This window comes from Agromyces sp. Leaf222 (assembly GCF_001421565.1).
GTDB lineage: Bacteria > Actinomycetota > Actinomycetes > Actinomycetales > Microbacteriaceae > Agromyces.
This window is the reverse complement of record NZ_LMKQ01000004.1, coordinates 1-17,786: the sequence shown is the minus strand read 5'-3', so window position 1 is coordinate 17,786 and position 17,786 is coordinate 1. Positions and strand designations below refer to the sequence as shown.

Below are 17,786 nucleotides of genomic sequence, written 5' to 3'. Positions count from 1 at the left end.
CCTCGCGCCCGGCCGGCGGCCGCGGCACACTGGAGGCGTGGCCGCCTGGGTGCTGCACGTGGATCTCGACCAGTTCATCGCTGCCGTCGAGGTGCTGCGGCGCCCCGAGCTCGCCGGGCTGCCGGTGATCGTCGGCGGCCGCGGCGATCCGACGGAGCGCGCCGTCGTGTCGACGGCGTCGTACGAGGCCCGCGCATTCGGGGTCGGCTCCGGCATGCCGCTGCGCATCGCGGCGCGCAAGGCGCCCGACGCCGTGATCCTCCCGGTCGACCACGAGGCCTACACCGAGGCATCCGTCGCCGTCATGGCGACCCTGCGCGAACAGCCGGGCGCGACCGTGCAGGTGCTCGGCTGGGACGAGGCGTTCGTCGGCATCGACAGCGACGACCCCGAGGCGTACGCGATCGCCCTGCGCGGCGCGGTGCTCGAGCGCACGCGCCTGCATTGCAGCGTCGGCATCGGCGACACGCTCGTGCGCGCCAAGGTCGCGACCGGGTTCGGCAAGCCGCAGGGGATGTTCCGGCTGACGGCCGAGAACTGGCTCGAGGTGATGGGCCATCGCGCGACGATCGAGCTCTGGGGCGTCGGCTCGAAGATCTCGAAACGGCTCGCCGCCCTCGGCATCTCGACGGTCGCCGAGCTCGCCGCCGCAGACCTCGACCTGCTCGTCGCCGAGTTCGGCCCCCGCATGGGGCCCTGGTTCCGCGAGCTCGGTCGCGGCGAGGGCTCCCGGGTCGTCGACGACACCGAGTGGGTCGCCAGGGGCCACAGCCGGGAGACCACGTACCAGGCCGACCTCGTCGAGCCCGCCGAGATCGAGGCCGCGCTGCGAACCCTCGCCGAGTCGGTGCTCGACGACATCGCGGCCGAGGGTCGACCGGTGATGCGGCTCACCCTCAAGGTGCGCTACGCGCCGTTCCTCACCAAGACGTTCAGCCGCAAGGTCGCCGAGACCGCCGACCGCGACGAGGTGCTCGCGCACGTGAGCCGGTTCGCGGCCGACCGCATCGAGCCGGGCCGACCGATCCGGCTGCTCGGCCTCCGCGCCGAGATGCCGATGCCCGACGACGCCCGCGAGGGGCACACGCCGACGCGCAGCGGGTGGTGAGTCGCGGCGGGTGGCGCGTCAGGGCGCGTCGGCCCCCGCGAGCCACCCGAGCGCGCTCGTGATGAGCGCGCGGTGCGCAGCCGACTCGTACGACCGGGCATCGTGCCCGAGCGCGTCGTAGACGAGCCTCGACCGTCCGACCTCGCGCGCCCAGACGAGCGGATGCCACGCGCCGCCCTCCTCGTGCTCGGCGATCGGCTCGATCTCGCCGAGCCGTCGCAGGCCCGTGTACCGCTCGTCGAGCACGGTGAAGTCGACGAGGCCCTCGGCAACGGCATGGTCGCCCACGACGTGCACCCGCGCCTCGCCGAACGGCGGATGCCACGAGACGTCGCGCACCCACCGGCCGCCGAGCAGCCGTTCGTAGGCCGGGTACGCACGCAGGCTCGCCGCCGCGGCGTGCATCGCGAGCACGCCGATGCCGCGATCCAGGGCGCGGTCGAGGGCGGATGCCGCGGCGGCGGCCTGCGAGGATGCAGGCGCATCGCCGGGGTCGCCCGCGTTCACCACGACGAGGCGCACGTCGTCGCCGAGCGCCGCGACCGCGGCATCCGGATCGTCGTCGATCTCGACCGTGAGCCCGGCCTCGCGCACGAGTTCGGCGAGCGCGGCGCTCGTCTCGGCGAACGGATGCCACGGGTCGGCGTAGCGGCCACCCCCGCTGAGGACGACGACATCGGGCATCAGCGGCCGCCCGAGGGGCGGGGACGGTCGACGACCTGCACGAGGTTGCGACCCCGCAGCGTGTAGATGCGTCCGCGCTCGTCGATGTTCAGGTGCGAGCCGCTGTACCAGGCGCCGTTGATCTCGGAGACGACGACGGTCACGGCGAACGTCTTCGGGTCGAACCGCCACAGCGTCGTGTCCGACACCGCGTAGACGACGCCCCGGTTCTCGACCATCGCCGCGAATCCGGGGCAGAGCGGGCGATGGTCGGCCGTGTGCACGATGCTGCGCTGCAGCAGGTCGATCACGACGAACCCGCCCTTGATCGTGAGCGCGTAGAGATGGCGCCCCTGGATCGCGAGCGCGGCGATGCCGTTCGGCAGCCCGGTCTCGATGCGCCACAGCTCGCGCTGCGCGATCGGGTTCCACGCGATCACGGTGCCCCGGGGGCCCGTCTTCTGCGCGTTGTCGCCGCCGAGGTAGGCGACCCCGCGGGTCGTCGCGACCGCGCGCACGAGCTGCACGTCGTCGATCGGGTTCACCGCGATGGTGGACGTCGACGTGCGGGGGTCGTAGGTCCAGATCGACCCGCCGCCCTCGGTGTCGGACTGCACCGCGACGAGGAACCTGCGGTGCACCGGGTCCCAGGTCGTGTCGAGCGGACGGTTCTGCTCGCCGGCGAAGGCGGCGACCTGGTGGATCGGCTCGCCGCGCTTCGGGTCGTACGACCAGATGCCCTGCGAGTTGTACTGCCCGGTGTAGAGCACACCGCCGATCACCTCGGCGTCCTTCGCCTCGCCGGGTGCACGCAGGTTGACCACCTCGCCCGTCTTCAGCGAGTGCCGCGCGATGGCGCCGTTGCCGCCGACGTACACGTAGCCGCCGCCGGCGGCCAGGCCCATGCAGGTCTGCGGGCTCACCGGAGCGCCGGCCTCGGCGAGGTCGGTGACCGTCGACGTGCCCGTCGCCGGGTCGACCTCGGCCACGAAGCCGTATGCCGAGACGACGGCGAGCGTGCCACCGTGCGCGTCGACGCCCCAGATCTCGCCGAGGTCGAGGTCGCCGAGGTCGAGCTGCGTGAGCGTGCCGGTCGACGGCGTGAAGTCGAGCAGCCCGGTCTCGTTGGCGAGGTAGAGGTGGTCGCCGATGGCCGCGATGTTCTTCGCCGTCTTGCCGATCGAGGTCGCCAGCGTGTACGACGAGAGGTCGGCCAGGTCGATCACGGCGACCTTGGACGCCTCCGTGGAGGCCGCCGTCGACGCGACGAGCCGGTCGCCCACGATCGCCAGCTCGCGCACGCTCGGGTCGGCGGCGAACTCGGCGGGCGCGATCGACGAGAACGTCGCCGCCGCCCGGTCGTAGGCGAACAGGGTCGCCCGGCCGGCGCTGCCGCCGCCGCCGAGGGTGCTGCCTGCGCCGAAGAAGACGGCCTCGTCGGTGGCGGCCACCGCCCGGGCGAGCGTCGAGGCGGCATCGGGGATGCCGAGGCTCGTCACCTGCCCCGACGCCGGGTCGAACTGCCAGAGCGCCGGCGCGGTCGTGCTGCCGCCACCGACCGCGAAGAGGGTGCCGTCGGGTGCGACGGCGAGGTCGCGCACGTCGCGGTCGCCGATCGCGCCGATCGGCACGGCGGGCAGCTCTGGCGTCTGCAGGTCCCACCGGTGCAGGTTGGGCTGCGGACCGCCGGACTTCTGCAGGATGCCGATGTAGAGGTACCGGCCGCTCGCGTCGGCCGCCAGTGACTGAATGGCGTACCCGGTCGTGACCTCGGTGCTCACGGTCACGGTGCGCGTCGGCAGGTGGAAGCCGATGACGCCGGTCGGCTCGATGTTGCGCGAGCCGATGTAGACGGTGTCGCCGACGAGCAGGGCGCTCATCAGGCCGTACTGGCTGACGGCGGGGCCGAGGTCGGTGATCGTCGGGCCGGTCGGCCGGCCCGCGGCGAGCGCGGCCGCGGCGGCCGGGTCGGCGGCGACGAGCGCGGCGAGCGCGGACAGGCCGGCAGCACCGCCCGCCTGCAGCACCACGCGTCGGGAGAGCGTCGGGGATTCGGACATCGGAACTCCTTCGTTCGTAGGGTGGAGATGACGTGTCAGGCCGTGATGGCGAGCAGTTCGGCATCGACCTCGTGGGCGAGCGGAAGCCCATCTGCGAACCGTCGCAGCTCGTCGAGCACGACGTCGGCCAGGCGGCCGAGCTCGCCGCCGAGGGAGCCGGCGATATGCGGCGTGAGCAGGGCGTGGTCGTGGCCGTAGAGCGGATGCTCGTGCTCGAGCACCCACGGCGAGGTGACGTCGAGGATCGCGAACAGCTCCCCCGCGGTGACCCGGGCGGTCAGCGCCGCCTGGTCGATGATCTCGCCGCGGGCCGTGTTCACGAGGGTCGCGCCGTGCCGCATCAGCCCGATGCCGCGCGCGTCGACGAGATCGTGCGTCGACGGCAGCGACGGGGCGTGGATCGACACGACGTCGGAGGTGGCGAGCAGGTCGTCGAGCGCGACCGACTCCACGCCGAGGCTCAGGGCTTCGGATGCCGACAGGAACGGGTCGTAGACGACGACGTCGAGGTCGTAGCCGCGCAGCAGCTCGATGACCCGGCGTCCGATCTTCGACGCCCCGACGATGCCGACGCGCTTGCCGAAGTTGCCCAGCCCGGGGAACGCCTGCTCGACGTCGAACTCCTCGCGCAGCATCCGGTACCGCGCCGCGATGGGCAGCACCTTCTTGTTGGCCAGCACGATCATCGCGACGGTGTACTCGGCCACCGGGGCGGCGTTCGCGGTCGCCGCCGTGCTCACGCGGATGCCGCGTTCGAGCACGTCCTCGGACACGTACGGCTTCACCGTGCCGGCCGAGTGCAGGACCGCTCGGAGCGCCGGCGCGAGGTCGAGCACGCCCGCGTCGATGAACGGCGCACCCCAGCCCGTGACGAGCACGTCGGTCTCGAGCAGCGCCCGCTTCGCGGCATCCGATTCGAACTCGGTCAGGATGCCGGCGACGTCGGCGACCTGCTCGAACCGGGCGACCTGCTCGGCCGGGAAGATGCGTTCGCGCACGTCGTGGGCCATCGCGAACGTGACACGCAGCCGATCGGCGCTCACTTGACGCTCCCGGCGGACAGACCGGATCGCCAGAAGCGCTGCAGGCCGACGAAGGCGAGCACCAGCGGCAGGATCGACACGAAGGAGCCCGCGATCACGAGGGTCGAGAACTCGGGGTTCTGCTGCACCTGGCTCTGCCAGAGCGCGATGCCCACGCTCGACGGGAAGAGGTCGCGGTCCTGCAGCATGATGAGCGGCAGCATGAAGTTGTTCCAGATCGCCACGAACTGGAAGAGGACGATCGTGACGAAGCCCGGCACGAGCATCGGCAGGCCGATGCTGAAGAAGCTGCGGATCGGCCCGGCCCCGTCGACGCGGGCCGCCTCGAGGGTCTCGTCTGGCAGGTATCCGGCACTGAACACGCGCGCCAGGTAGACGCTGAACGGGTTGCAGAACGCCGGGATGAGCACGGCCCAGATCGTGTTCGTCGCGCCGACGGATGCGGCGAGCAGGTAGAGCGGGATGACCGTCGCGGTGTTCGGGATGAGCACGCCGACGAGCACGAACCCGTACAGCCCGTTCTTGCCGCGGAAGCTGAACTTGTCGAACGCGTAGCCCGCCATGAGGGCCACGAAGCCGCAGACGAGTGCGCCGATGCCGGCGTAGAGCACGCTGTTGCCGAGCCAGCGCCAGAAGATGCCGTCGTCCTGGGTCATCAGCTGCTGCAGGTTCTCGACGAACGCCCCGCCCGGCGAGAACGCGCTCGAGCCGTAGAGCCCCTTCGCGTCCTTCGTGACCGCGAAGAGGAGCCAGAGCAACGGCAGCACCATGTAGGCGACGCCGAGGAGCAGGATGCCGTTCACGGCGAGGCTCGCCCCGGGGCGACCGGCCGAGCGGCGGTTGCGGCTGCGACGGTGGTCGGCGGGCTCGCGCGGAGGGAGTCCGGGCACGCGGGATGGGCCCTCGGGGAGGTCGGGCGCGGGCCGCGACGGCGCGGCGGTGGTCGCGATCATCATGCACGTCCCTTCGAGGCGAAGCGGGTGACGACCCACGAGAGCACCCCGGCCACGAGGGCGAGGATGATCGACGCGGCCGCCGCCTGCGGGAGGTTGTTGCGGTTGAACGCCGCGTCGTAGGCCCACATGTTCGGCACCCACGTGCTCGTGACCGCGGTCGTCACCGACGAGAGGATCGTCGGCTCGGTGAAGAGCTGCAGCGAGCCGATCACCGTGAACAGCAGGGCGATGCCGAGCGAGGGCGCGATCAGTGGCGTCTTGATCCAGAGCGCGGTGCGGATCTCCCCCGCGCCGTCGACCCTCGCGGCCTCGAGCACCTCGCGCGGCACGGCCTGCAGGGCGGTGAAGAGGATGATCATGTTGTAGCCCGCCCACTCCCAGACGGCGATGTTCACCATCGACGGGAGCACCATGTGCACCGACAGGAAGTCGATCTGGATGCCGCCCGACTCGAGCGCGGAGACGAACGGGCTGACGCCCGGCGTGTAGAGGTAGGCCCAGATGAGGGCGGCGATGACGCCGGGCACGGCGTGCGGCAGGAACAGCAGCAGCTGGAAGGCCCGCTTGGCCTTGGCGACCGCGGCGTCGAGCAGCAGGGCGAACAGCAGGGCGGTGCCGAGCAGCACCGGGATGTAGAGCAGGCAGTAGAGCGCCAGCCGCCCGAACCCGGCCACGAAGGTCTCGCTCGAGAGCACGTCGACGTAGTTGCCGAAGCCGACGAACTCGGTCTCGGTGCCGCCGAACCCGAGGCCGCTCCGCCGTTCGGCGAAGAGGCTCATGCCGATGGCGTAGACGACCGGCGCGATCATCGCGACCAGGAAGAGCACGAAGAACGGCGTGAGGAAGATGGCGGCGGTGCGGCCGCCGGTGCCGGCGATCGGATGCCGCGTGGTGCGCGGTGCCCGGTCAGCGAGTCTGACGCTCATGGTGTTGCCCTTCGGTGCGGCGGTGCCGGCGGGGTTCGCCGCCGGCACCGCTCCGGTCCTATTCGGAGATCTCGAGTCCGAGCTGCTCGAGCCCGTCCACGGTCTCGTCCTGCGTCTGCTCGATCGCATCGCCGAGCGTGGGTGCCGTGGTCACCGCGTCGGTGAGCGCCGTGTTGGTGATGTCGTAGTTCGGGCCCCACGACCATCCACCGACGACCGACGCGGATGCCTCGTCGAAGACGGCGTAGATGTCGTTGCCGTAGTAGTCGACCGGGGCGACCTTCTCGGCGGTCTCGTTCAGGCCCGGGTAGGCGAGGTAGGCCGTGCCGACCGCGCCGCGCGCCTCGACGGCGGCCGGGTCGGTCGTGAGCCAGGTGAGGAAGGCCGCCGCCGCGGCGGAGTTCTTCGAGTTCTCGGTGACCGCGAAACTCGTGCCGCCGCTCAGCGCGCCGCTCGGCTCGCCGTCCCACGACGGCGGCACTGCGGCGATCCACTTGCCGGCCTGACCGCTCGCCTCGGTGCGGGTCATCAGGCCCGATGCGCTCCACGAGCCGCCGACCCAGCCGTTGACGACGCCGCTGTTGAGATCGGCGGTCCACTCGTCGCTGAAGCCGAGCTGCGGCTTCACGAGGTCCTCGTCGATGAGCTTCTGCCAGTAGTCGGCCACCTTCGTCGAGGCGTCGTCGTCGATCGAGACCTTCCAATGGTCGTCGTCGACGCCGAACCAGGTCGAGCCCGCCTGCCACGAGAGCGGGGCGAGCTGGGGCTCGTTCGTGAAGAAGCTCGTGAGGTAGGCCTCGGGGTTCGCGGTGTGCACCGCACGGGCGGCCTCCTCGAACTCGTCCCAGGTCTTGGGCACCTCGACGCCCGCGGCGTCGAGCACGTCCTGGCGGTACCACATGACGAGCGGCGGGGCGTCGTAGGGCATGCCGTAGGTCGATCCCTCGAAGTCGACGAGGCCTCGCACCTGGTCGCTGTACTCGTCGAGCGTGTCGCTCGGCACGAGGTCGTCGAGCGGTGCGACCTGACCGGATCCGACGAAGCCGGGGAGCCGGTAGTACTCGATGCCGACGACGTCGGGGCCGGTGCCCGACTCGATCGCGGCGGCGAGCTTCGTGTAGCCGCCGTTCGCGCCGTTCGCGATCTCCTCGAAGTTCACGGTGATGTCGTCCTGGCTCGCGTTGAAGGCGGCGGCGACGTCGGCCATGCCGCTGAGGGAGGACCAGAACGTGATCTCGCCCGTGGGGGTCGCTCCGCTGCCGGTGTCGCCGGACGGCGCCGAGGCGGCGGACGAGCACCCCGCGAAGAGGACGCCTGCGGCCAGCATCGCCGCGGCGGTGAGGGAAGTGCGACGCAGGTTCATGACGGATTCTCCTTTGAATGTGAAGCGTGCACGGGCCACTGAAGTCGACTCGGGGCATCGCCGCAAGCAATGAAGCACAAAACGAACATTTCAGAACATTTCGGCGCCTGGGTTCGGGATGACGCGGGCGGTGGAGGTCACGCGGAGCGCGTGGACTCCCGTTCGACGAGCGTCGGCAGGAGCGACATCCGCGTGACGGCGTGGCCGGTGCGCTCGTGCTGGCGGATGCGGTCGAAGCAGAGGCGCAGGGCCGCGTACCCGAGGTCGTGCTTCGGCGGGGCGACCGCGGTCAGCGGCACCGCGGCGAAGGCCGAGAACTCGTCGTCGTAGGCGACGAGCGCGAAGTCCTCCGGAATGCGCAGGCCGCGCTCGACCACGAGGTCGGCGAAGGCCATGGAGTCCACGTCGCCCAGCATCAGCGCCGCCGTCACCTCGTGCTGCACGCACTCGTCGTAGAACCGCTCGAGCGCGTCGATCGCCGAATCCGCGCCGACGGCCGGCGTCGGCAGCGAGCGGAAGCGCACGTGCTCGGCCAGCCCGAGTCGCGCCATGGTGCGTTCGTACCCGTCGAGCAGCCAGGGCGTGGTCGCCGCCTCGCGCGCCGCCAACGCGATGCGGCGATGCCCGTGCTCGACGAGGTGCCGCACCGCGAGCTCGGCCCCGTAGGCGTGGTCGCTCCGCACGGACTCGATGCGGCCGGCGATGCGCTCGTCGACCCCCCGCTCGACGATCACGACCGGCACGGGTGCCTCGATCAGCAGCTCGTGCAGCGGGGAGCCCTCGACGAGCCCGTTGTGCGGCGTGATCATCAGCCCGTCGACGCCGTTCGCGATGAGGCGCTCGGCCTGGCGCAGCTCCTCGCGTTCGGAGTAGTTCGTGGTGCCGAGCACGAGCCGGCAGTTGAGCTCGCGCGCGGCGTCGCTCGCCCCGCGGATGACCTGCGGGAAGTAGTAGTTCGCGGTCGGCGCGATCATGCCGATCGTCGCGACCGGGCGCCGCGCCATCGCGCCGCCCGAACCGGAGCCCCGCTCCTGCTGCTTCGCGACCGCCGTCGAGACCGCGCCGCCGTGCACGCGCACGAGGAGGCCGCGGGACTCGAGCTCCGCGAGATCGCGGCGCAGGGTCATCGCGGAGACGTCCAGCCGTTTGGAGAGTTGCGTGATGGCGAGCGAGCCTCGCAGCTCGAGCTCCCGCAGGATGGCGTCATGACGTGCGACGGCGACCATCGGGCCTCCAGATGTGTGAGTTTGTGCGTTCTCAAGATCGAACATGACTCACGATACGCAGTCCGCGGAGAATTCGCCTCGCCCGGCGGGACGGCCCCTTCGCGACGTACGGTGGAGACACCGCGTCGGAAGGCGCCCGCACACCATCCGGGGGGATGACGCATGTCGCAGACCATCGCCGAACTGTTCGTGGAGACGCTGAAGCGGGCGGGGGTGAGCCGGGTCTGGGGCCTGCCGGGCGATTCGCTCAACGCCTTCACCGACGCACTGCGCCGTGACGGCGGCATCCGCTGGCTGCATGCGAGGCACGAGGAGACCGCCGCGTTCGCCGCGGCCGCCGACGCTGCCGTCACCGGCGAGCTCGCGGTCGTCGCCGGCAGCTGCGGTCCAGGCAACCTGCACTTCATCAACGGGCTCTTCGACGCCCAGCGCAGTCGCCTGCCAGTGCTCGCGATCGCCTCGCACATCCCGTCGTCGGAGATCGGCAGCGGGTACTTCCAGGAGACGCACCCGCAGGAGCTGTTCCGCGAGTGCAGCGTGTACTGCGAGCTCGTCGGCGATCCGTCGCAGCTGCCGTGGGTGCTCGAGACCGCCATGCGCACCGCCGTCGAGAAGCAGGGCGTCGCCGTCGTGGTCGTGCCGGGCGACGTGTTCTTCCGCGATGCGCCGGCGCGACGGCCGAGCGCCCCGATCCGGGCCGCCCGCCCGCGCGTGCTGCCCGCCCCCGACGAGCTGGCCGAGGCCGCCGGCATCCTGAACGCCGCGGCATCCGTCACGATCCTCGCCGGTGCGGGCGTCGCGGGCGCGCACGACGAGGTGCTCGCGCTCGCCGAGCGGCTGCAGGCGCCGATCGTGCACGCGTTCCGCGGCAAGGAGCACATCGAGTACGACAACCCCTACGACGTCGGCATGACCGGACTGCTCGGCTTCGCCTCGGGCTATCGGGCCATGGAGAAATGCGATGCGCTGCTCATCCTCGGCAGCGACTTCCCGTACCGGCAGTTCTACCCGTCGAAGGCGAAGATCGTGCAGGTCGACCTGCGCGGCGAGCAGCTCGGGCGTCGAACGCCGGTCGACCTCGGACTCGTCGGCGACGTGCGCGAGACGGCCTCGGCGCTGCTGCCCCTCATCGCCGAGGACCGCAGTGGCAAGCACCTCGAGTCGAGCGTGAAGCACTACGAGAAGACGCGCCGCGAGCTCGACGGCCTCGCGAACGACGACGGCAAGCAGCCCATCCACCCCGAATACCTGGCGAAGGTCATCGACCGGCTCGCCGATCCTGATGCGATCTTCACGGCGGATGTCGGTTCGCCCGTCGTCTGGACGGCGAGGTACCTGCGGATGACGCGCGACCGTCGCCTGATCGGCTCGTTCACGCACGGGTCGATGGCCAACGCGATGCCGCACGCGCTCGGCGCGCAGGCGGCGGCCCCCGGACGCCAGGTCATCGCGCTGGCGGGCGACGGTGGCCTCTCGATGCTCATGGGCGACCTGCTCTCGATTCGGCAGAACGACCTGCCGATCAAGATCGTCGTCTTCAACAACTCGTCGCTGAACTTCGTCGAGGTCGAGATGAAGGCCGCCGGCATCGTGAACTTCGGCACCGAGCTGGTGAACCCGTCGTTCGCCGCGGTGGCCGAGTCGGTCGGCATCACCGGCATCCGCGTGGAGCAGGGCCCCGACCTCGAGGCGGCGCTGACGAAGGCGTTCGCCGAACCCGGTGCGGCCCTCATCGACGTCGTCGTCGCGCGCCAGGAGCTCTCGATCCCGCCGTCGATCACCGCCGCGCAGACGAAGGGCTTCGCGCTCTACGCGCTGCGCACGGTCATGTCGGGCCGCGGCGACGAGCTGCTCGACCTCGCCGACACGAACGTGTGGCGGCGCATCTTCCGCTGAGTCGCGTGGCGGGCCACCCGGCGGCGCGCGCCCGGGCTCGCGTCAGCCCGCGTCGCCCTCGGCCCGCGCGAAGTCGGCCTTCCACTGCCGGAAGGAGTCCTCGGTGCGGCCCCGGCGCCAGTACCCCGAGACCGAGAGCTGGTCGCGGGCCAGCCCGCGCTCGTTCCGCAGATACGGCCGGATGCCGCGCATGACCTCTTCGGCCTCGCCGTGCACGAACGCGTGCACGCGGCCCTCGAGCCAGCCGACGGCGCGCACGGCGGCGGCGAGCAGCCCCTCACCGGAGCCGCCGTCGCGGTGCACGAACTCGACGGTGCCGCCGCCGGGCAGGGCGAGCTGCGGTTCGTGCTCGGCCGACTCCACGAGCACGACGGCCCTCGCCACGGCGTCGGCGGGCAGCGCCTCGAGCGCGGCCGCGATCGCCGGCACCGCCGACTCATCACCGGCGAGCAGGTGCCAGTCGGCCTCGGGATCCGGCCGGTAGGCGCCGCCTGGGCCGTTCGCGAGCAGGAGGTCGCCCGCGCGGGCGTTCGCGGCCCACGGCCCGGCGACCCCCTCGTCGCCGTGCACCACGAAGTCGATGTCGAGGGTGCCGGCCGCGACATCCGGGTGCAGCGCCGTGTAGGTGCGCACGACCGGCAGGTCTTCGGCGGGCATCGTGCCGCGCAGCGCGCGCACGTCGATCTGCTCGGGGTAGGCGACGCCCGGCTTGAGGAACACGAGCTTGAGGTAGCGGTCGGTGAACCCGCTGTCGGCGAAGGCCGAGAGGTCGTCGCTGCGCAGGTGCAGTCGGCGGAGGCTCGGCGTGATCCAGGTGGCGCCCGTCACGGCGAGGCGAATGGTCGGCATGCGTCCATCACATCACGGCGAACCGGGTCCGGGCTCACGCCCTGGTGCCACCGCCCAGCTCGTCGACGAGCTTGGCGATGCGGCGCTGCCGCGTCGGCGCGGTCTTGGCCTGGTCGATGACCCGCACGTGCTGGCGCCGTTGACTGACCGTCTGGGCGTCGAACCGGGCGCGCACCTCGGGGTCGGCATCGAGGGCGTCCGCGAGATCGTCGGGCAGCTCGACGTCGACGAGTTCGGGCAGGAGCTCGAGCCGCACCGCGACCTCGGCGCCGACCTCGAGTCCGGCCGCCGCGCGGTTGGCGTTGCTCAGCCCGATGAGGTTGCGCCCGAGCATGATGGCGACGCGGGTCTCCCAGGTGTGGCCGTTGACCGTGACCGCGACGCGTGGACGCCGGCCACCGCCGAGCTCCTCGACCGCCGCCTCGGGAACCTCGAGCCCCCGCATCTTCTCGTGCGGTTCGACGACCGCCCTGAACTCCGTCATCGTGCTCCCTTCGATCCTGCGTCGAGGCCGGGGTTCTTCCGTTCGGCGTCGTGGCCGGAACCGGGGCTCGGGCTGATGCGTTGGATCAGCGTCGAGAGCTCGGCGTGCAGGCGCAGGAGGTCGTCGACCTCGACGCCGAGCGAGGCGACGACCTGCTCCGGCACGCGTTCGGCCTGGTCGCGCAGGCGTCGCCCCTCTGGCGTGAGCCGAAGCGCGAGCTGGCGCTCGTCGCGGGTCGAGCGCTCGCGGGTCACGAGCCCGGCGGCCTCGAGGCGCTTGACGAGCGGTGACAGCGTCGCGGGCTCGAGCCGCACGAGGGCGGCGATCTCGGAGAGCGCGAGGGGCTCCTGTTCCCAGAGCGCGAGCATCACGAGGTACTGCGGATGCGTCAGCCCCATGGGCTCGAGGATCGGCTTGTAGGTGCCGATCACGAGCCGCGAGGCGACGGCGAGGGCGAAGCAGAGCTGGCGGTCGAGGGCGAGCGGGTCGGCCTCGGCGACCCCGCTGGCCTGCTCGACGCGGGCGGCGGCGGGAGCATCCATAATACTTAGTATACTAATCGTTATGGCACGAAAGAAGATCGACGGCGCGGCGTGGACTCCCGAGCCCGGACTCAACCCGCTGAACCCGTTCATCGGCAAGCGCGGCTTCTACAACGCCTTCAACCGCATGATCTTCCGGTTCACGGGCCCGGCGCAGGTCGGCATCGGCCGCCCCGAGGCGCCGTACGTGCCGCCGGCCGACCCCCGCTGCCCGCTCTGCGGCGGGCCGATGGCCGACCACGACATCGACCGCTCGGGCGAGCGCACGCAGGTGCACTGCCCGCCCGCCGCGACGTCGCCGGTCGAGCCGGTCGAGCCGGTCGAGTAGCGAACGGCCCGGCTGGAGCCTGGTCGACCACCGCCCTCGTCGAAGGGCAGTGACCGACCGAGCCCCAGCCGGGCCGAACGGTGACGCGTCGGGTGCGTCGGCGCTTCAGGCGCGTCAGATCGCGAAGATCGTCCAGCGCGCCGACGACGAGTCGCCCGGCTCCAGCACGATGAGGTCGACGCCGGAGTTGAACGCGTCGGGCGGGCAGGTCATCGGCTCGACCGCGAGGCCGGTGCGTCCGCTGCCGTCGGCCGTGTGGATCTGCACCCACGGGCACTCCCGGCGCCACGCCATGCCGACGCCGCGTCCGTCGGCATCGGTGAGCGTCGCCTGCACGGCACCGTCGGGGCCCTCGGCGTCGTAGGCCAGCCCCGTGAAGGCATGGTCGATCTCGGTCGCCCCGATGCGCCGCGGCATCCGGAAGTCGAACGTGTCGCCTTCGCGCGGTGCGTCGACCGCCGCGGTCGCCGTCGGGATGAGGCGGTCGGGCGTGACCTCGAGCACCTCGGCCGCGGGCAGCGTGAGGGTCCAGTCGTCGACCGAGCCCTCGCCCGCCACGAGGTACGGGTGCGGTCCGGTGCCGTAGGGCGCGGCATCCCGCCCCACGTTCTTCGCGGTGACCGTGGTGTGCAGGCCGCCGGCGTCGACGCGGAACTCGACCTCGATCGCGAGCCGGTGCGGATAGCCCGCCTGCGCCTCGATCGTGGCGGCGAGCACCACGCGGGCGCTCTCGCGGTGCACGGGCTCGAAGTCGAGCCAGGCGGCGAGTCCGTGCAGGGCGTGCCCGCGCTCGGGCTCGGTGAGCGGCAGCTGCTCGTCGACCCCGCCGAAACGGTAGCGGCCGTCGACGACCCGGTTCGGCCACGGCACGAGCGTGACGCCGCGGTAGGCCGGGCGCACCTCCTCGGCCTCGAAGGGCACGACGAGGTCGCGACCCTCGTAGGTCAGCGAACGCAGGGAGGCCCCGACGCTCGCGATGACGGCGACGTAGCCGTGCGCACCGATCTCGTGCTGGTACCCGGAGAGCGCGTTGCCCACTTACAGGCCCTGCGCCAGACGGTAGTAGGCCTGGTTCCAGCGCACCTCGTGCTTGAAGCCGGGCAGCGTGGTCTCGTCGTCGATCACGAGCAGCTCGATCTCGGCCATCTCGGCGAAGTCGCGGAACACGTCGACGCCGACCGCGGTCGACATCACCGTGTGGTGCGCGGCACCGGCGGTGAGCCACGCGGCGGCGCTCGTGCGGAAGTCGGGGGCCGGCTTCCAGACGGCACGGCCGACGGGCAGGTTCGGCAGCGACTCGCGCGGCGCCACGTTCTCGACGACGTTCGCGGTGAGGCGGAACCGGTCGCGCATGTCGCTCATCGCGACGACCACGGCGGGGCCGGCGTCGGCGGTGAAGACGAGGCGCACGGGGTCGTCCTTGCCGCCGATGCCGAGCGGGTGCACCTCGAGCGTGGGCTTGGCCGAGGTGAGCGACGGCGAGACCTCGAGCATGTGCGCGCCGAGGATCAGCTCGTCGCCGGGCGTCATGTCGTAGGTGTAGTCCTCCATGAGGCTCGCGCCGCCGGGCAGGCCTGCACCCATGACGTGCGCGATGCGCACCAGCACGGCGGTCTTCCAGTCGCCCTCGGCGCCGAAGCCGTAGCCCTCGGCCATGAGCCGCTGCACGGCGAGGCCGGGCAGCTGCTTCAGCTCGCCGAGGTCCTCGAACGAGGTGGTGAAGGCGCCGAAGCCGCCCTCCTCGAGGAACGAGCGCAGGCCGAGCTCGATCGCGGCGCCGTCGCGCAGCGACTGGTGGCGCTCGCCGCCCTTGCGCAGCTCGGGCACGACGTCGTATTCGTTCTCGTACACCGCGACGAGCTCGTCGATCTCGGCCTCGGATGCCGCGGCGACCGCCTCGGCGAGCTCGTTGACGCCCCACGTGTTGACCTGCACGCCGAGACGAAGCTCGGCTTCGGTCTTGTCGCCCTCGGTGACGGCGACGTAGCGCATGTTGTCGCCGAAGCGGGCGAGCTTGAGGTCGCGGCTCGCGGCCAGGCCGGCGGCGGCGCGCTGCCAGGTGCCGAGCTGCTGCTGCACGACGGGGTCGCTCGCGTGGCCGACGATCGTCTTGCGGGGCACGCCGAGGCGGGTCTGGATGTAGCCGAACTCGCGGTCGCCGTGCGCGGCCTGGTTCAGGTTCATGAAGTCGAAGTCGATGTCGGCCCACGGCAGCTCGACGTTGGCTTGCGTGTGCAGGTGCGCGAGCGGCTTCTGCAGGGCGTCGAGGCCCGCGATCCACATCTTCGCGGGGCTGAACGTGTGCATCCACGCGACGAGCCCGATCACGTTCGGGGCGGCGTTGGCCTCGAGCATGACCTTCTTGATCGCGGCCGAGTCGGTGAGCACGGGCAGCCAGACGATCTTCACGGGCACGTCGGATGCCGCGTCGAGCGTCGCGGCGATCTGCTCCGACTGCTGGGCGACCTGTGCGAGGGTCTCGGGGCCGTAGAGGTGCTGGCTGCCGGTGAGGAACCAGACCTCGTACTGGTCGAGCGAGGTGGTGAGCGGGGTGCGGGTCATGATCTTCCTTGCGTGGTCGGTGGTGAGGTCAGAGGGCTTCGACGGCGGCGGCCTCGGCGGCGAGGCCGGCCCGGTAGCGGTCGAGGTAGGCGGCGAAGCCGGCGACATCCGCCCGGTCGGGCTCGACGGTGTCGAAGCCGGCGTCGGCGAAGACGTGGTCGTCGAGGTACGTGCCGAGATCGATCGCGTGCCCGTCGTGTGCAGCGGCGGCCGAGAGGTAGGACGCGAGCACGGCGATGCCCCACGCCCCGCCCTCGGACGCGGTCTCGCCGACCGCGACGGGCGCGTCGAGCGCTCCGGCGAGGAAGCGCTGCGCGACCCCGGCCGTGCGGAACATGCCGCCGTGGGCGAACATGCGGTCGAGCTCGACGCCCTCACCCGCCAGCACGCGCATGCCGAGGGCGAGCGTGCCGAACACGCCGTAGAGCTGGGCGCGCATGAAGTTCGGCAGGTTGAGGCGGCTGTCGGGCGTGCGCACGACGAGCGGGCGCCCCTCGGTGAGGCCCGCGATGGGCTCGCCCGCCAGGTGGTTGTACGCGAGCAGCCCGCCGGCGTCGGCCTCGCCCTCGAGCGCGGCCGTGAACAGCGCCTCGAAGACGGCGTCCGAGCCGATGGGGGTTCCGGATGCCGCGGCGAACTGCCCGAACACCCCGGCCCAGGCGGCGAGCTCGCTCGCGCCGTTGTTGCAGTGCACCATCGCGACCGGATCGCCCGCGGGCGTGGTGACGAGGTCGAGCTCGTGGTGCGCGTGCTCGAGGGGGCGCTCGAGCACGACCATCGCGAAGATGCTCGTGCCGGCGCTGACGTTGCCGGTGCGCGGCGCGACCGAGTTCGTCGCGACCATGCCCGTGCCGGCGTCGCCCTCGGGCGGGCAGAGCAGGGCGCCGGGCTTCAGGCCGCCGGTCGGGTCGAGCAGGGCCGCGCCGGCCGCGGTGAGCACACCGGCCGGAACGCCCGCCTCGAGCGACTGCGGCAGCAGCTCGACGAGGGGCTTCGGCAGGCGATCGCCCACGAGTGCGTCGTACGAGGCGACGAGTGCGGCGTCGTAGTCGTGGGTGGCCGCGTCGATCGGGAACATGCCAGACGCGTCGCCGACGCCGAGCACCTTGCGGTCGGTCAGGCGCCAGTGCACGTACCCGGCGAGGGTCGTCACGAAGCGGATGTCGGGAACGTGCGCCTCGGCGTCGAGCACCGCCTGGTGCAGGTGGGCGATCGACCACCGCAGCGGGATGTTCACCCCGAAGCGGTCGCTGAGCTCGGCCGAGGCCGCACCGGTGGAGGTGTTGCGCCACGTGCGGAACGGCACGAGCAGGTCGCCCCGCTCGTCGAACGCGAGGTAGCCGTGCATCATCGCCGAGACGCCGATCGCGCCGAACGTCTCGGGCGTGGCGTCGTAGCGGCGCCGCACGTCGGCGACGAGGTCGGAGTAGGCCGCCTGCAGGCCCGACCAGACGTCGTCGAGCGAGTAGGTCCAGACGCGGTCGACGAACTCGTTCTCCCACTCGTGGCTGCCGACGGCGAGCACGTGCGTGGGGTCCGCCGCGTCGACGAGGCAGGCCTTGATGCGGGTCGAGCCGAGCTCGATGCCGAGCGACGTGCGCCCGTCGAGGATCGCGGTGCGCGCGGCATCCGTCGTCTGAGTGGTCGAGGGGTCGGTCATGCGCTGGGTTCCTTCCGTCGAGCGTCGGTGCTCTGTCCGTAGACGTTCTGGTACCGGTCGTACAACCGGTCGATCGAGTCCTGCGGGATCGCCACCAACGGGCCGGCCTCACGAGCCAGA

Annotated in this window: 16 protein-coding genes and 1 pseudogene; 3 read left to right on the top strand and 14 right to left on the bottom strand. The window is 71.7% G+C overall.

Translation table 11 applies throughout. The annotated features are described in order from the left end of the window. Positions 1-49 precede the first annotated feature (49 nt). Positions 50-1,108, top strand: a complete 1,059-nt coding sequence (locus tag ASE68_RS18700; protein WP_055863398.1) for a DNA polymerase IV — start codon at positions 50-52, stop codon at positions 1,106-1,108. A gap of 18 nt (positions 1,109-1,126) precedes the next feature. On the opposite strand, the gene ASE68_RS18695 is transcribed toward ASE68_RS18700, so the two are convergent. The 7 genes from ASE68_RS18695 to ASE68_RS18665 all read right to left on the bottom strand — a co-directional run bounded on the left by ASE68_RS18695 (position 1,127) and on the right by ASE68_RS18665 (position 9,345). Next, the gene (locus ASE68_RS18695; protein ID WP_055863104.1) at positions 1,127-1,792 is read right to left on the bottom strand and encodes a ThuA domain-containing protein; all 666 of its coding nucleotides are present in this window, start codon (positions 1,790-1,792) and stop codon (positions 1,127-1,129) included. Beyond that, positions 1,792-3,831 (bottom strand): hypothetical protein, encoded by a 2,040-nt coding sequence (locus ASE68_RS18690; RefSeq protein ID WP_055863103.1) that lies wholly within the window; start codon positions 3,829-3,831, stop codon positions 1,792-1,794. Before ASE68_RS18690 ends, ASE68_RS18695 begins: the two co-directional genes overlap by 1 nt. A gap of 35 nt (positions 3,832-3,866) precedes the next feature. Next, the gene (locus tag ASE68_RS18685; RefSeq protein ID WP_235481257.1) at positions 3,867-4,874 is read right to left on the bottom strand and encodes a hydroxyacid dehydrogenase; all 1,008 of its coding nucleotides are present in this window, start codon (positions 4,872-4,874) and stop codon (positions 3,867-3,869) included. Then, entirely contained in the window at positions 4,871-5,830 is a 960-nt protein-coding gene (locus ASE68_RS18680) for a carbohydrate ABC transporter permease (RefSeq protein ID WP_235481254.1), read from the bottom strand. Before ASE68_RS18680 ends, ASE68_RS18685 begins: the two co-directional genes overlap by 4 nt. After that, positions 5,827-6,756 carry a carbohydrate ABC transporter permease gene (locus tag ASE68_RS18675; protein WP_055863392.1) on the bottom strand — a complete coding sequence of 310 codons (930 nt, stop codon included), beginning with the start codon at positions 6,754-6,756 and terminating at the stop codon, positions 5,827-5,829. The genes ASE68_RS18680 and ASE68_RS18675 overlap by 4 nt, the downstream gene beginning before the upstream one ends. A 58-nt stretch (positions 6,757-6,814) precedes the next feature. Next, entirely contained in the window at positions 6,815-8,119 is a 1,305-nt protein-coding gene (locus ASE68_RS18670; protein WP_055863100.1) for an ABC transporter substrate-binding protein, read from the bottom strand. Between the two features lie 137 nt (positions 8,120-8,256). Further along, positions 8,257-9,345: a substrate-binding domain-containing protein gene (locus ASE68_RS18665; protein WP_055863098.1), complete on the bottom strand. Its 1,089-nt coding sequence runs from the start codon at positions 9,343-9,345 to the stop codon at positions 8,257-8,259. Between the two features lie 162 nt (positions 9,346-9,507). Here ASE68_RS18665 and poxB point away from each other — a divergent pair, with 162 nt between their 5' ends. After that, positions 9,508-11,241 carry a ubiquinone-dependent pyruvate dehydrogenase gene (poxB, locus tag ASE68_RS18660; protein WP_055863096.1) on the top strand — a complete coding sequence of 578 codons (1,734 nt, stop codon included), beginning with the start codon at positions 9,508-9,510 and terminating at the stop codon, positions 11,239-11,241. 42 nt (positions 11,242-11,283) lie between these two features. Here poxB and ASE68_RS18655 read toward each other — a convergent pair whose 3' ends face one another. Genes ASE68_RS18655 through ASE68_RS18645 form a run of 3 tightly spaced genes read right to left on the bottom strand, consistent with a single transcriptional unit; the run spans position 11,284 to position 13,116 of the window. Next, positions 11,284-12,090, bottom strand: coding sequence for a siderophore-interacting protein (locus ASE68_RS18655; protein ID WP_055863095.1), 807 nt, complete (start codon positions 12,088-12,090; stop codon positions 11,284-11,286). A gap of 34 nt (positions 12,091-12,124) precedes the next feature. Beyond that, positions 12,125-12,574, bottom strand: coding sequence for a YdeI/OmpD-associated family protein (locus ASE68_RS18650; protein ID WP_055863092.1), 450 nt, complete (start codon positions 12,572-12,574; stop codon positions 12,125-12,127). After that, positions 12,571-13,116, bottom strand: coding sequence for a MarR family winged helix-turn-helix transcriptional regulator (locus ASE68_RS18645; protein ID WP_055863090.1), 546 nt, complete (start codon positions 13,114-13,116; stop codon positions 12,571-12,573). The genes ASE68_RS18650 and ASE68_RS18645 overlap by 4 nt, the downstream gene beginning before the upstream one ends. Positions 13,117-13,138: 22 nt before the next feature. Between ASE68_RS18645 and ASE68_RS18640 the strand changes: the two genes are divergently transcribed. After that, the gene (locus ASE68_RS18640) at positions 13,139-13,444 is read left to right on the top strand and encodes a hypothetical protein (protein WP_235481251.1); all 306 of its coding nucleotides are present in this window, start codon (positions 13,139-13,141) and stop codon (positions 13,442-13,444) included. A 114-nt stretch (positions 13,445-13,558) separates the two neighbouring features. On the opposite strand, the gene ASE68_RS18635 is transcribed toward ASE68_RS18640, so the two are convergent. The 4 genes and pseudogenes from ASE68_RS18635 to ASE68_RS20810 all read right to left on the bottom strand — a co-directional run. Beyond that, positions 13,559-14,482: an aldose 1-epimerase family protein gene (locus ASE68_RS18635; protein ID WP_055863088.1), complete on the bottom strand. Its 924-nt coding sequence runs from the start codon at positions 14,480-14,482 to the stop codon at positions 13,559-13,561. Continuing rightward, the gene (gene araA / locus ASE68_RS18630; RefSeq protein WP_055863085.1) at positions 14,483-16,006 is read right to left on the bottom strand and encodes an L-arabinose isomerase; all 1,524 of its coding nucleotides are present in this window, start codon (positions 16,004-16,006) and stop codon (positions 14,483-14,485) included. Positions 16,007-16,034: 28 nt separating this feature from the next. Then, positions 16,035-17,666, bottom strand: coding sequence for a xylulokinase (locus ASE68_RS18625; protein WP_055863083.1), 1,632 nt, complete (start codon positions 17,664-17,666; stop codon positions 16,035-16,037). Then, positions 17,663-17,786 (bottom strand): annotated as a pseudogene (locus ASE68_RS20810) (L-ribulose-5-phosphate 4-epimerase); the annotation flags it as partial. The pseudogene ASE68_RS20810 and the gene ASE68_RS18625, both read right to left, overlap by 4 nt.

Excerpts from the sequence above, each read along its gene's own strand:
- ASE68_RS18695 (WP_055863104.1), bottom strand. The coding sequence starts at position 1,792 with ATGCCCGATGTCGTCGTCCTCAGCGGGGGTGGCCGCTACGCCGACCCG.
- ASE68_RS18690 (WP_055863103.1), bottom strand. The coding sequence starts at position 3,831 with ATGTCCGAATCCCCGACGCTCTCCCGACGCGTGGTGCTGCAGGCGGGC.
- ASE68_RS18680 (WP_235481254.1), bottom strand. The coding sequence starts at position 5,830 with ATGATGATCGCGACCACCGCCGCGCCGTCGCGGCCCGCGCCCGACCTC.
- ASE68_RS18675 (WP_055863392.1), bottom strand. The coding sequence starts at position 6,756 with ATGAGCGTCAGACTCGCTGACCGGGCACCGCGCACCACGCGGCATCCG.
- ASE68_RS18670 (WP_055863100.1), bottom strand. The coding sequence starts at position 8,119 with ATGAACCTGCGTCGCACTTCCCTCACCGCCGCGGCGATGCTGGCCGCA.
- ASE68_RS18665 (WP_055863098.1), bottom strand. The coding sequence starts at position 9,345 with ATGGTCGCCGTCGCACGTCATGACGCCATCCTGCGGGAGCTCGAGCTG.
- poxB (WP_055863096.1), top strand. The coding sequence starts at position 9,508 with ATGTCGCAGACCATCGCCGAACTGTTCGTGGAGACGCTGAAGCGGGCG.
- ASE68_RS18655 (WP_055863095.1), bottom strand. The coding sequence starts at position 12,090 with ATGCCGACCATTCGCCTCGCCGTGACGGGCGCCACCTGGATCACGCCG.
- ASE68_RS18650 (WP_055863092.1), bottom strand. The coding sequence starts at position 12,574 with ATGACGGAGTTCAGGGCGGTCGTCGAACCGCACGAGAAGATGCGGGGG.
- ASE68_RS18645 (WP_055863090.1), bottom strand. The coding sequence starts at position 13,116 with ATGGATGCTCCCGCCGCCGCCCGCGTCGAGCAGGCCAGCGGGGTCGCC.
- ASE68_RS18640 (WP_235481251.1), top strand. The coding sequence starts at position 13,139 with ATGGCACGAAAGAAGATCGACGGCGCGGCGTGGACTCCCGAGCCCGGA.
- araA (WP_055863085.1), bottom strand. The coding sequence starts at position 16,006 with ATGACCCGCACCCCGCTCACCACCTCGCTCGACCAGTACGAGGTCTGG.
- ASE68_RS18625 (WP_055863083.1), bottom strand. The coding sequence starts at position 17,666 with ATGACCGACCCCTCGACCACTCAGACGACGGATGCCGCGCGCACCGCG.